The organism is Brevibacillus fortis (assembly GCF_046196545.1).
Taxonomy (GTDB): Bacteria; Bacillota; Bacilli; order Brevibacillales; family Brevibacillaceae; genus Brevibacillus; species Brevibacillus fortis_A.
In genome coordinates this window covers 4765022-4777886 of the sequence record NZ_CP176370.1, presented here as the reverse complement: position 1 = coordinate 4777886, position 12865 = coordinate 4765022, and the positions used below count along the sequence as shown (strand labels likewise).

14 protein-coding genes are annotated in these 12865 nt (G+C 49.2%); 8 read left to right on the top strand and 6 right to left on the bottom strand.

The window, feature by feature from the left end; translation table 11 throughout:
* Window positions 1–10: 10 nt before the first annotated feature.
* A complete protein-coding gene (locus ACKKE8_RS23580) occupies window positions 11–580 on the bottom strand; it encodes a GNAT family N-acetyltransferase (RefSeq protein WP_409175156.1) in 570 nt (189 codons plus the stop codon).
* Window positions 581–694: 114 nt separating this feature from the next.
* On the opposite strand from ACKKE8_RS23580, the gene ACKKE8_RS23575 reads away from it, so the two are divergent.
* The gene (locus ACKKE8_RS23575; protein WP_409175155.1) at window positions 695–2116 is read left to right on the top strand and encodes a PLP-dependent aminotransferase family protein; all 1422 of its coding nucleotides are present in this window, start codon (window positions 695–697) and stop codon (window positions 2114–2116) included.
* On the opposite strand, the gene ACKKE8_RS23570 is transcribed toward ACKKE8_RS23575, so the two are convergent.
* The 3 genes from ACKKE8_RS23570 to ACKKE8_RS23560 all read right to left on the bottom strand — a co-directional run bounded on the left by ACKKE8_RS23570 (window position 2111) and on the right by ACKKE8_RS23560 (window position 4627).
* Window positions 2111–2356 carry a DUF3951 domain-containing protein gene (locus ACKKE8_RS23570; protein ID WP_409175154.1) on the bottom strand — a complete coding sequence of 82 codons (246 nt, stop codon included), beginning with the start codon at window positions 2354–2356 and terminating at the stop codon, window positions 2111–2113. The two genes, ACKKE8_RS23575 and ACKKE8_RS23570, sit on opposite strands and share 6 nt — an antisense overlap.
* Window positions 2357–2497: 141 nt before the next feature.
* The gene (gene putP / locus ACKKE8_RS23565) at window positions 2498–3961 is read right to left on the bottom strand and encodes a sodium/proline symporter PutP (protein WP_409175153.1); all 1464 of its coding nucleotides are present in this window, start codon (window positions 3959–3961) and stop codon (window positions 2498–2500) included.
* A 186-nt stretch (window positions 3962–4147) separates the two neighbouring features.
* A complete protein-coding gene (locus ACKKE8_RS23560) occupies window positions 4148–4627 on the bottom strand; it encodes a hypothetical protein (protein ID WP_409175152.1) in 480 nt (159 codons plus the stop codon).
* A gap of 124 nt (window positions 4628–4751) precedes the next feature.
* Here ACKKE8_RS23560 and ACKKE8_RS23555 point away from each other — a divergent pair, with 124 nt between their 5' ends.
* Window positions 4752–4958, top strand: a complete 207-nt coding sequence (locus ACKKE8_RS23555) for a cold-shock protein (RefSeq protein ID WP_409175151.1) — start codon at window positions 4752–4754, stop codon at window positions 4956–4958.
* A gap of 116 nt (window positions 4959–5074) precedes the next feature.
* Here ACKKE8_RS23555 and ACKKE8_RS23550 read toward each other — a convergent pair whose 3' ends face one another.
* Together ACKKE8_RS23550 and ACKKE8_RS23545 are read right to left on the bottom strand one after the other, a co-directional pair.
* Complete coding sequence (locus tag ACKKE8_RS23550) at window positions 5075–5275, bottom strand: hypothetical protein (protein ID WP_409175150.1); 201 nt, start codon at window positions 5273–5275, stop codon at window positions 5075–5077.
* Between the two features lie 117 nt (window positions 5276–5392).
* A complete protein-coding gene (locus ACKKE8_RS23545) occupies window positions 5393–6832 on the bottom strand; it encodes a PLP-dependent aminotransferase family protein (protein WP_409175149.1) in 1440 nt (479 codons plus the stop codon).
* A 107-nt stretch (window positions 6833–6939) separates the two neighbouring features.
* Here ACKKE8_RS23545 and ACKKE8_RS23540 point away from each other — a divergent pair, with 107 nt between their 5' ends.
* From ACKKE8_RS23540 to ACKKE8_RS23515, 6 genes are all read left to right on the top strand, one after another.
* Window positions 6940–7734 carry a thymidylate synthase gene (locus ACKKE8_RS23540; RefSeq protein WP_409175148.1) on the top strand — a complete coding sequence of 265 codons (795 nt, stop codon included), beginning with the start codon at window positions 6940–6942 and terminating at the stop codon, window positions 7732–7734.
* Window positions 7731–8207, top strand: coding sequence for a dihydrofolate reductase (locus tag ACKKE8_RS23535; RefSeq protein ID WP_409175147.1), 477 nt, complete (start codon window positions 7731–7733; stop codon window positions 8205–8207). Before ACKKE8_RS23540 ends, ACKKE8_RS23535 begins: the two co-directional genes overlap by 4 nt.
* Before the next feature lie 153 nt (window positions 8208–8360).
* Entirely contained in the window at window positions 8361–9359 is a 999-nt protein-coding gene (locus ACKKE8_RS23530) for a histidinol phosphate phosphatase domain-containing protein (RefSeq protein WP_409175146.1), read from the top strand.
* A 75-nt stretch (window positions 9360–9434) separates the two neighbouring features.
* Window positions 9435–10628 (top strand): M20 family metallopeptidase, encoded by a 1194-nt coding sequence (locus tag ACKKE8_RS23525; RefSeq protein ID WP_409175145.1) that lies wholly within the window; start codon window positions 9435–9437, stop codon window positions 10626–10628.
* A 117-nt stretch (window positions 10629–10745) separates the two neighbouring features.
* Complete coding sequence (locus tag ACKKE8_RS23520) at window positions 10746–11837, top strand: YheC/YheD family protein (RefSeq protein WP_409175144.1); 1092 nt, start codon at window positions 10746–10748, stop codon at window positions 11835–11837.
* Window positions 11838–11940: 103 nt separating this feature from the next.
* Complete coding sequence (locus tag ACKKE8_RS23515; protein WP_409175143.1) at window positions 11941–12780, top strand: alpha/beta hydrolase; 840 nt, start codon at window positions 11941–11943, stop codon at window positions 12778–12780.
* Window positions 12781–12865: the final 85 nt, after the last annotated feature.

The following is a 12865-nucleotide window of genomic DNA, read 5'->3' as shown; positions in this document are numbered from 1 at the left end:
TCCTGTGGTATTATTTCCGATTCTCCCATTCCTCGCGCAAAATCCCCATCTTTATTGCATCGTAATACTCACCGCGAACAATCCTTGCTTTGCGTACCCGCGCTTCTTCCATCATTCCCATGTGAGCAGCCAGCTTGATCATCCGTTCGTTGCCGGACCACGTACCAATGCCTAAACGGACAGTATCCATGTGGGTAAACAAGTAGTCGATCCACATCCGAAACGCTTCCCGGCCATAGCCATTCTGCCAGTAGCGGGAGTCGTAAATGACGATTCCGATTTCGCACCAGTTCGTCTCTTCGGACACCCAGTAGCGACCGACACTGCCTTTTAGTTCCCCGTCAATCTCAATCATCAGCTGGGTTCTTGGTGCATCTGTCCCGACGAGAGCCAAAGACTCCTGGTGGCGTGGGAGGGCACGATACTCTTCTTTTGTGTACGGATCAAGCGGTTTGTAAGGACCATTCCAATTAAGATGTTCACGATCTTCTGCTTCGTATTTCCAATAGTAGATCGTATCAATATCTTCTGCTCGAATATCTCGCAGAATGACCTTTTCTCCTTGCAAATGAATACGCATGACTTGTTCTCCTTTCGTTTGGGTGAATCTGGTACAATCATTGTAAAAGAGAACTGCTCCTATACACAGTGACAGTTTGAGGAAAATAGATAGGGACAGAATGGAGGGCCGCTGATGGAGTACATGCCGATTATGGATGCACAGAGCAAGGAACCTCTGTATCAGCAGCTATACAAGCAATTGAGCAAACGAATTGCATCAGGAGAGATACCGTCCGGAACCAAAATGCCGTCGATCCGTCAGTTGATGAAGGCAAGCGGTGTCGGAAAAAATACGATTGAGGCCGCCTATCAGCAACTGCTCGCAGAAGGCTATATCGTGAGCCGGGAGCGAAGCGGCTTTTTTGCTGCTGAAATCGAGAGATGGTCAGAGCCAGTGGACCAGGATGAGGAGAACGCCCTGTATTCGTCCATCTTGAAAAAGAAAAAAGGGGAGCATCTCACCTGTCGCTACAACTTTCACGGTTCGGTCATCGATACGAAGTCGTTTCCTTACGCTGCATGGCGCTCTTGCATGCTGGAAGCGCTGGATGTCTATCCCGAGGATTTTTCTTTTTACGGGGATGATCAAGGAGAGTGGGAGCTCCGAGAAGAGCTCAGTAAATATTTGCGCAGAGCACGAACGCTTATTTGTCGGCCCGAGCAAATCATTATCGGCACCGGATTACAGCAGGCTCTCAGCTTTTTATGTCTGCTCTTGGCGGATCGGCATCGTGTGGTTGCGATTGAGGAGCCTGGCTATGCAGATGCACGGATCGTCTTTTCCCATCACGGCTATGAGGTTGTGTCAATCCCGCTTGGGGAAGATGGGCTGTCCATTGAAGCCTTGGAGAAAAGCAAAGCAACGGTCGTGTACACGACGCCTGCCCATCAATTTCCGTATGGGATGGTCATGCCAGTCGGTCAGCGTCAGCAATTGCTACAATGGGCTAAGAGAAAGAACGGAATCATCATCGAAAATGATTACGATGGCGAATTCCGCTACAATGTACACCCTACGCCGTCTTTGCAAGGGATGGATCGGGACGGATGTGTGGTTTATATCGGCAATTTTTCCAAGGCATTTTCTCCAGCACTTCGCTTGGATTATACGGTACTCCCGGGGCAATTGCTCGGGCGATATTTGGAAGCATTCCAGGCGTATCCTTCGCCGGTTTCCCGCCATTTGCAGCGGAGCATGCAGTTGTTCATGGAAAAGGGCTACTGGGAAAAGCATGTCCGAAAAATGCGTACCGTCTATCACCGCAAGCACGATGCACTGCTTCGGGCGATACAGACGTACATGCCCCAGGAAGTCCGAGTATTGGGACAGTCAGCAGGGCTGCATATTTTGCTGGAGGTGGATATTTCCCGAACGGAGAAGGAGCTGATCGAGCTGGCGCGTGCGGCCGATGTTCGCGTTTATCCGAGCGGCCATAACTGGGCTAACGATCCGACGAATGCACGGCCGCGAATCATAGTTGGATTTGGTGGAGTGGAGGAACAAGACATTGCGGTAGGAATCAGACGTTTGGCAGAAAATTGGTTTTCATTATGATCTGCGCTTTTGCCGGATCTTCTCGTTCTTATCCTTGTCGTCACCTTCTTCTTCCTCTGATTCTTTCTTTTCGATCTTTTGCTCATGGAATTCAACTGGCGTTTGCCCGAACACGCGATCTAGCGGGGTGTAGTAATGCTCGACCGGTTTCTTTTGGACAAAAAAGCGGTAGCAAGCCATCCCGAGCATGCCAAAAATTAAAAGGGATACGCCAATAATCAAGCCGGACATTATCATCATCAGTTTTTTCTCCCTCCTTTTTTGAGGTTATGGATGATTTACGGTAAGGGTTCCAAATAGTTTCAACAGAAAAAAGCAGCCTATGGCGTGGGACAGGGCAGTTGTCCAGCGCATAGGCTGCTTGGCTTTTATCGGCAATGATTATTTCATGCTTTTTTGGTACTCATCAAACTGAGCGGTTACCTCATTCGAAGGCTTACTGGTCAAATGGCTGACAACCACGATGGCGAGCAGGCTAATAGCAAAGCCGGGAACCATCTCATAAAGGAAGTCCTTCAGCACATCAAAACGAGTCCAGATGATTACGGTAAGCGCACCAGCGATCATACCCGCAAGAGCACCCCATTTGTTCATGCGCTTCCAATAGAGGGAGAGCAGAATGACAGGCCCAAACGAAGCGCCGAATCCGGCCCACGCATATCCGACGAGATCGAGGATCGTGTCATTTTTATTCAAGGCAAGCAAAAAGGCGACGACAGATACGAGCAAGACGGACAGGCGGCCAATTGTGACTAGTTCTTTGTCGGTTGCAGAACGCTTGAAAAAGGTTTTGTAAATATCCTCGGTCAAGGAGCTGGATGTGACGAGCAGCTGAGAGGAAATCGTACTCATGATCGCTGCCAAAATCGCCGCCAGCAAAAAGCCGGTAATGAGTGGATGGAACAGGATCGTACCCAGCTGGATGAAGATCGTCTCAGGATCGCTCAACGTCCAGCCTTGTTTGGAGTACAGAGCGATACCAACCAGACCTGTCAGCATGGCGCCAGCTACGGAGAAAATCATCCAGCCCATACCGATGCTGCGTGCTTTTTTGATCTCACTGGTAGATGTGATCGCCATAAAGCGAACGATAATGTGCGGTTGTCCGAAATAGCCGAGACCCCATGCAAATAAGGAAATGACGCCGAGCAGGCTCGTCCCTTTAAAAATATCGAGCAAAGAGGGATCGACAGCGTGGATCTCTGTAAACGTTTCTCCCAATCCGCCTGCTGTAAGAACGGTCACGAGCGGAACGAGAATGAGAGCAATCACCATGATGAGTCCTTGAACAGCGTCCGTCCAGCTTACAGCGAGGAAGCCGCCAAACAACGTGTAGGCGATGGTGACCAATCCGACAATCCATAGTCCCGTTTGATAACTCAAGTGAAAGGTGTTTTCAAACAACACGCCTCCAGAAACGAGACCAGATGAGACGTAAAAGGTAAAAAAGATCATAATAACAAGTGCCGAGACAAGACGAAGCATCCGAGACCCGTCCCCGAAACGATTTTCCAAAAATGCGGGAATCGTAATCGAGTTGTTGGCAACCTCCGTATACGAACGAAGGCGGGGAGCGACATACAGCCAGTTGGCATAAGCGCCGAGAGTCAGACCGATGGCAATCCAGGATGCGCTAAGACCTTGGGCAAACATGGCGCCTGGCAGGCCCATCATCAACCAGCCACTCATGTCGGATGCACCCGCACTGAGAGCGGTTACAGTTGGACCGAGCGACCGACCGCCGAGCATGTAGTCTGTCAGATTGGAGGTACGCTTGTAGGCATAATAGCCGATTAACAGCATACCTGCCATGTACACAATAATAGATGCGAGCAGCATATTCATTGGCATCACCTCGTTGTGTTTAGTATTTATGAATTTTATATGAACATCTTACACGTTATCATGCCCAATTATAAAAATCTATAAGTAAACGCAGAAAATTTTGTAGAGCCTCAATAAAAAGTTTTTTAATAACACGAAAAAGCCCGCGATGATTGATCGCAGGCTTTTCTTGAAATGTTTTCCAAGTTACTGAACTTGAACCTGACCGTTTCCGTCGAGTGTTACTTTGAATTCCTTTACGACAGTAGGCTCCGCACCTTGGTTGTTCAAATCGTGCTTGAGCACTTTGAAAGTACCATCGGCAGAGAGCGTGCCTGTATATTCAACACCGAACATGTCAGATTTGTAAAAGCTGAAGTTCGCGAGCTCGGTCTTTTGCAATTCTTCTACGAGCAACTGACCATCTCCACTGAACATGGCATTACGCAATGCCTCAGAGGATTCGTATTTTTGCTGGAGGTATGTTTGCAGCTGTTTGGCGACTTCAGACTCAGCCAATTGCTTGCCAGCTTCGAGAACTTGTTGTCCCGCTTCGACAGCCTGTTTACCTGTCTCAATCGCTTGCTGACCTGTTTCTACTGCTTGCTGGGCGGTTTGTACTCCTTCGGATATTTCGGAGCAGGCAGTGAGCAGCAGAGCGCACGCAATAATCAAAACTTTTTTCATGTGGTTCACTCCTTTCTGGCGTGACGATTCTTACTTTATTTATTTTACCGTATATCCACTGACTTCGCATCAGCATATGATGAGGTAAGCGTAAGAGCTGCACTGATTACAGGGAGGAAACACAATGATTCAAGGGAAAGTAAAATGGTTCAGCAAAGAAAAGGGCTATGGGTTTATTGAGCGCGATGGAGGACCTGATGTATTCGTACACTATTCTGCGATTACAGGGTCAGGTTACCGGAATTTGGAGGAAGGCGAGCAGGTGGTTTTTGAGATCGTGAATGGACAGCGGGGGCTACAAGCCTCGAATGTAGCGAGGAAAGTTGTGTAAAAGAGGTATTATCTTCTAAAAAAACATGACGAAGGGTTTCCTTCGATTCAAAAACGCCGTCATACCTGTACAAGGCAGACGGCGTCTTATTTATGTCATGTTGCGTTCGGGAGTGATCAAAGGTTGTTGTAGAGAAAGACTGACAATGCAATGACCAGAGCGATCGTAATGATGCCGTAAATGATCAACAGATTGCGAGAACGTTGTTTAAAGCCCCGCTCTTTGGATTCGGAAGGGTTAATCCCGATTTTAATCGTAACGACGAGAGCTATAAGAACAAGTACAATAATAGCAATAATGAAAGGCAAAATACTCATAACAGCCAGTCCTTTCTGTATGGCACAGTCATCCTGCAGGATATACACGAGGATGCATACGGTAGCTTACTTCGATCATATACCGACCGCACAAAAATGTTGCCATCCACTTGGGGATTATTTTGCCCATCCACTTGCCATGAATGCATCTGCTAAGCGTGAAACTGCCTCAGGGATCTGATCCAGAGTAGCTCTGCCAAAGGTGAAGCGGACATATCCTTGATCTGCCCCGAAAAGATGTCCCGGAACGAAGACAACTCCCCGTTTGACTGATTCTGTGAGAAGAGTTTCGCCGCTCCATTCTCCTTTGAATTTACACCACAAGTGAATGCCACCTTCTGAACCGACCATTTCTACTTGGTCACCGAACTTGTCTTGAAGCGATGAGACAAGCTGATCGTGCCGCAAGGATAGCTCTGTTCGCAAAAGATCGATGTGACTCGCAAACTGAGGCGATCCGAGAAAGCGATTCGCTAGCCACTGCGGAAAAATGCTGTGTCCAAAATCAAACTGTTGTTTCGCATCTGCCAGTCTTTCCATGACAGTAGGGGGCCCGACGATCCAGCCGATCCGCAGACCTGAGGCTACGATTTTGGTCAAAGAGCTGATGTAGAGTACTGTTCCGTGTTGATCCAGCGATTTTAAGGTGGGGACGGGTTCTCTCGAAAAACTGGTCAAGCTGTATGGATCATCCTCGATGATCGGAATCCCGTTTTCATAGGAGAACGCGAGCAATTCTTGGCGCCGCTCCAATGAAAGCAGTGTCCCTGTCGGGTTTTGGTAATTCGGATTGAGAAAAACCATTTTGATGCGGTGCTGGCGGTGCAGCTGGGCCAAGTGCTTCGGGTCGATTCCGTCCCGGTCGACAGGCAGCGAGAACGTACGCAAGCCAGCGGAATGAAAAAGCGGCAAGGAATAACAATAAGACGGCTCCTCAATGGCGACCGCATCTCCTGGCTTTAATAAGCATTGAACGACGAGATGAAGGGCCTGCTGCGCTCCTGACGTGATCATGATCGAGGTAGCAGGTGCTTTGATGTTTCGCCATGTTTTCATATGGAGACTCAATGTCTCTCGCAAAGCCCAATTGCCCTGCGGATGCTCATAGCCGAGATGAGCCGGGAAGCCATCGGGGGTCATGAGCTGCTGGAGTGTTTGATTGGGGACGAGATCGGTCGAGAGCTCGCCACTCGCCAAATCGATCAAGTCATTTTCCTGTGTTTCACGACGGATTTTGCGAATCAACGGTAAATTCGGGCGAAACGATCCTGACTCCGTCAAATGACGCCAGTTTGGAACACGGGTCCGTGCCAGTCCCCAAATATCTTGGCTGACAATGGTGCCACTTCCTTGTATGCGCTCGATCATACCTGCTGCTTGCAGCTCATCGTATGCAGCGACAACGGTCGAACGGTTGACGTTCAGTTCCTTGGCCAGGGTGCGCTCCGAGGGCAAATAGCTGCCAGGACCGAATTCACCACTGCTGATTCTTTGCTCGATTTGCTCTGCTATTTGTTTATATAAGGGCTTTGTAGCCGTAGAATATATGCCATCCATCACGAATCCCGCTTTCTACATTTATCCATTTATTATATCATGACATTCCGATCTTTCATTTTCGTCTGGGTCAGGTAAAATAGATGAGATGGAAGGAGAGATGGACGATGAAACAATACCTGGATTTGTGCCAGCGCATTTTAGATGAGGGTGTCACAAAAGAGGATCGGACAGGCACCGGAACGACCAGTGTTTTTGGGCATCAGATGCGTTTTGACCTGAGTGAAGGCTTTCCAATGGTCACAACGAAAAAGCTGCATATGAAATCGATCATCCACGAATTGCTCTGGTTTTTATCGGGAGATACCAATGTCCGCTACTTGCAGGAAAACGGCGTGCGGATCTGGAACGAATGGGCCGACGAAAATGGAAATTTGGGCCCGGTATACGGAAGCCAATGGCGTTCCTTTACTGGACGCGACGGCAAAACAGTGGACCAGATTCAATGGGTCATTGATGAGATCAAACGCAATCCGGACTCTCGCCGCTTGATCGTTAGCGCGTGGAATCCAGCTGAATTGGACAAGATGGCATTGCCGCCTTGTCACCTGCTGTTCCAGTTTTACGTAGCGAATGGCAAGCTGTCCTGCCAGCTGTATCAGCGCAGTGGCGACACGTTTTTGGGTGTGCCGTTTAATATCGCTTCCTACGCTTTGCTGACGCATATGGTGGCGCATGTCACTGGACTTGAAGTGGGCGATTTTGTTCATACGATCGGAGATGCTCATCTGTATCTCAACCATATCGAGCAGGTCAAGCTACAGCTCACGCGCGAGCCGAAACCACTGCCGAAGCTCGTGCTCAATCCAGAAGTGACTTCGATTTTTGACTTCAAATACGAAGATATTGAAATCGTCGGATACGAATCCCATCCGCACATCAAAGGCGAGGTGGCCGTATGATCAGCCTGATTGTTGCCTATGCCCGCAATCAAGTCATCGGAAAAGATGGTGACATGCCGTGGCACCTTCCAGCCGACTTGAAAAATGTGAAGGAATTAACGACAGGCAAAACGATCGTAATGGGACGCAAAACGTTCGAATCGATTGGCAAGCCGCTGCCTAACCGCAGAAACGTCGTCCTGACACGCAGCCTGGACTTTCACCCTGAAGGTGTAGATGTCGTTCATACGAAGGAAGAAGTGCTCGCGATGGGTGATGTCATCATCTTTGGCGGCTCGGAAATTTATCGCCAGTTCCTCGATGTCGTTGATCGTTTGTACATTACGGAGATCGATTTGGAAACTGAGGGCGATACGTTTTTCCCAGCATGGGATCGCGATGCTTACACCTTGGTGGACAAGCGTGAAGGTATCGTGGATGAGAAAAACGTTCATCGGCATGCGTTTTACGTGTATGAGCGAAAAAATAGCTGATAATCGAAAATGCCTCGTTGCTGGGGCATTTTTTTGTTCCTTTTTCACCACTTTGGCTAGGTCGTTCGTCATGTGAATACTCGACATATGTGTGGAAACACATGCATATAAACGATAGAAAATAGCAGGGACGAACCCAAGGAGGTGATCGGGATGAAGGTAGACTTTCACGTCCATCTGGAGGAAGGGCCGTATTCGCTGGACTGGTTGCTCAAGCAAGCGGAATCATTGCGCCCCCTCGTGGAGCATGCCGAAGTGAAGGGGAGCCGAAAATGGGCAAGTATGCTGACGAATGGGTTGGCAGAGCGCCTTCAACAAGGCCCGTATTCACGGGACTGGCTTGAATTGTATCGAGTACGTGCCAAACAGGCGGGGATTCAGCAAGTTTGCGTGGTCGAGCACTTATACCGTTTTCTTGAGTATCGGTCTTACTACGAACAGCATGTGCACATCGGCTCAGATCGATTAGGGACCGCGCAGCGCAAATGGTTGAGCCAGGTCGCAAATGACTCACTGGACAGCTTTGTTGTTTTCCTGCAAAAAGAGCGGCTTCGTTGGGCGGAGTACGGGATTGAGCTGCGTGTCGGGATTGAACTGGATTATTTTTCGGGTGGAGAAGAGACACTGCGGCATGTCATCAATCAATATCCTTGGGATGTGTGCATAGGGGCCGTGCATTTTCTGGAAGGCTGGGGCTATTCGATCCAGGATGCACGAGAACGTTTTGGAAGACAGGAGCTAATCGGATTGTACAGCCTTTATTTTGATAAGCTGGAGCAGGCGATCGAATCGCAATTATTCGATGTGATTGCCCATATCGATGGCATCAAAGCGTTTGGTGTGCGACCGGATGAAACGGCGCTATTGCCGTATTATCAGCGTGTGGCCCGAGCACTTGGACGCAGGGGGATTGCGACGGAAATCAATACAGGCTACGGTCTGGCGTGTCAGTTCCGGGAATTTTCGCCCAGTTATCGCTTTCTGGAAATTTTGTTCCAGAATGAGGTGCCTATTACTTTGGCGTCTAGCGCTACTGCACCTGATCAAGTCGGTCAGCAGTTGGACGAGGCTCGGGCGCAGTTGAAGCGAATAGGCTATACGAGCTTTGCGGTTTTTGAGAAGCGTAAACGCAGCATGCTCGCTCTGGATTAGTCAAGCTCCCCATTTGTCCCATGATTCTGCTATGATGAAAGAAGAATGGTGCATCCAGGGGGAGGAGTAAGAACCATGTCCTTGCAGGAACAATTAAAAGAGCTACTCAAAGAGATGGAGCCGCAAATCATTAGCTGGAGGCGTCATCTACACCAGCATCCCGAGCTTTCCTTTCAAGAGGAGAAGACCCCAGCCTTTATTGCTGAAATATTAAGAGGACTTCACTTTGATGAGGTTCGCACAGGCGTGGGCGGTAGAGGAGTCATCGGCGTTTTGCGCGGAGGGCGCCCGGGTAAGGTCGTTGCGTTGCGTGCGGATTTTGACGCACTGCCGATTCAAGATCAAAAAGAGGTGCCGTATAAATCTACCGTACCTGGCGTCATGCATGCGTGTGGTCATGATGCGCACACTTCTCAGCTATTAGGACTCGCTTCTGTTTTGGCAGCACATCGTGAGCAGTTTGCCGGTGAAATTCGCTTTGTCTTTCAGCATGCGGAAGAGGAAAATCCGGGCGGAGCTACCCAAATGGTTCAGGATGGTGCTGTAGATGGCGTCGATGCGATTTTTGGCGTTCATCTCTGGTCGATGTTCCCTGTGGGGAAGGTGTACATTAGTGCAGGTCCGCTCATGGCGAATACGGACGACTTTTCCATTGAGATCAAAGGAAAAGGGGGACACGGTGCTGTTCCAGAAGAAACCGTCGACTCCATTGTAATCGGTTCACAAATCGTCGGTCATCTGCAAACGATTGCCAGCCGCAACGTCAGTCCGTTGGAGAGTGTGGTCGTGACCGTGGGGACGTTCCACGGCGGAGACAGTACGAACATCATCGCAGATAGCTGTCGTTTGACAGGGACTGTCCGCACCTTTTTGCCAGACGTCCGCGATCGTGCGGAGCAGCGCCTGTCGGAAATTGCGGAGGGGACAGCTGCCATGATGGGAGGCAGCGCTACAGTTGTCTACGATCGAGGGTATCCAGCTGTCATTAACCATGAAAAAGAAACAGCGATCGCACAGGAAGCAGCCATTGCTGCATTTGGAGTAGGTCGTGTGGAATCGATGAAGCCGTTGATGGGTGGTGAGGACTTTTCTTACTACTTGGAAAAGGTGCCCGGCGCTTACTTGTTCGTAGGGGCAGGCAATCCGGAAAAACTGGCGACATATCCCCACCATCATCCACGTTTTGATATCGACGAGGATGCCATGCTGATCGCAGGAGAGCTCTTGGGACGAACAGCGTTGCACTATTTGGAAACACATCAACGATAAGAAAACTCATGAAAGATGCGCTTTTGCCTACATAGGACAAAGGCGCTTTTTTTGCTTTCAACCATAAGCTATACGAGGCTAGCTAGAAAATTGAACAAGGGAGGGAGTGGCCTTTCGGTGAGAAAACGGATAGGCGTACTGACCTACCGAGGAGAATCAGGCTTTGTCGAGCCTGGCTTTTTACGAAGGCTGGTTGAGGAAGGGAGAGAAATGGGGGCAGAGGTTTTTTTGTTTAGCCCACAAGATGTCCAGTTTGCAGAAAAGCGGATCAACGGTTTTGTACCAGATGGCACGAAGTGGAGACGAGAGCGTTTTGCCTGGCCCGATATCGTCATCGACCGTTATCGCTACTATCCATTGCCTAAGCATCGTGCCTATTTACCATTTCGCAAGCAAGACTGGTTTCGTTATGCGAATAACCGCTTTTCGAACAAATATGTCGTTCATCAGATTTTGATACAAGATCCTGAGCTACAGCGCTGGCTTCCCGAAACACTCCCCTACGACAGAAATACGCTTGATGCGATGCTTGCCGTTCATCGTCTGGTTTATCTCAAGCCGACAAACGGCACAGGTGGCAGAAGCATACTGCGTGTGGAGAAACGAGCAGGTCGCTACCTTTTGCATGGCAGGACCAAGAAGCAAGCCAAAAGCTGCGAAAAACTGGCGACGCTCACAGAGGTGTGCGAGCGGCTGGAGCATTGGATGAAGAATGAGAAGAGCGGAAACGAGCAGTTTTTCCTTCAACAGGGGCTACGGTTATCACTGGTTCCCAAGCGAACAGTAGATGCTCGCCTACTCGTGCAAAAGGACGGGACGGGTCAATGGTGCTTGACCGGGATGGGCATTCGTGTTGGGCCGACACAATCGTCTACCTCGAATTTGCATGGAGGGGGAACAGCTTTGCCTGCTGTTTCCTTTTTGGTCAAACGATTTGGTCATCAAATTGCAGAGCGGATTGTGCTGGAATGCAAGGAGCTCGCGATCAAAACTGTCACACGCATTGAAGAACATTTTGGCCTGATGATGGAGTTTGGCTTTGACCTGGGGATTGATATTCTCGGGAAGGTTTGGATTATCGAAATTAATCCGAAGCCAGGCAGAGAAATTTTCAAGCAGATGCGCCAGCACAAGCGGTATAAGATGGCGGTTCGAAGGCCGTTGGAGTATGCGTTATATCTTATTAATAAAGACAATGCAAGTAACTAAAGGGGATCTTCCAAAGAGGAAGGTCTCTTTTTTGGTATTTTCGTTTCTTTTCAGAGGGGGACACGGCATAATAATAAAAAAATGAACAAGAGGTGAAACGCACATGCAAAAGCAATCATTTTCCATCGCACTCGACGAGGAGTTGACGCTGCGCGGAGACATTCATACGGAGGAAGCGGCAGGCTCAGCGCAGCCACTGTTGCTGTTTTGCCATGGCTTTAAAGGCTTCAAGGATTGGGGAAGTTTTCCCTACGTAGCTGATGAGCTGGCCAAGCAAGGCATTACCACGATTCGCTTTAATTTTAGCTGCAATGGCGTAGGGGAGAGCTTGACGGAGTTCGATGAGCTGGAGAAATTCGGGCGCAATACATATGCGCGTGAACTGGCTGATTTGCAAGCCTTGACGGAACGGATTTTGTCAGGCGAGCTACCATTACCCGATTATGTAGACAAAACGAAGCTGTACGTATTGGGACACAGCAAGGGCGGCGGTGACGCGATTCTATTCGGAGCAAACAACCCGCATGTGGCAGGGATTGTGACCTGGAACGGAATTGCTCATGTCGATTTGTTCGACGAGAAGCTGCGCCAACAAATAGAAGAGACTGGCGTCGGATTCATAGCAAATGCACGAACCGGTCAAGATATGCCAATCACGAGAGCCGTGATCGAGGACGTAGACAATAATCGCCAACAATACGATATTTTGGAACGTGTTTCTACGATGGAGCAACCACTGTGCATCATCACAGGAGAAAAAGATTATGTCCGTCTGGTAGAGGGTGCAAAAAGAATTCATCAGGCTGCAAAAAACAGCGAGCTGCACTGGATAGAAGGCGGGGATCATACATTTAACACGCGTCATCCGTTTGCGGGTACATCGGCTCCGCTGGAAGCAGCGATCAAGCAAACCGTCGCATTTGTCCGCACCCCACGGACATAGAAAAAACCTCGATTTTCCTGCGTTTTCTTTCCATTTGGGCTGTGGTATACTGGGAATCGTCTAACGGTTAGAATGATGCGATTAT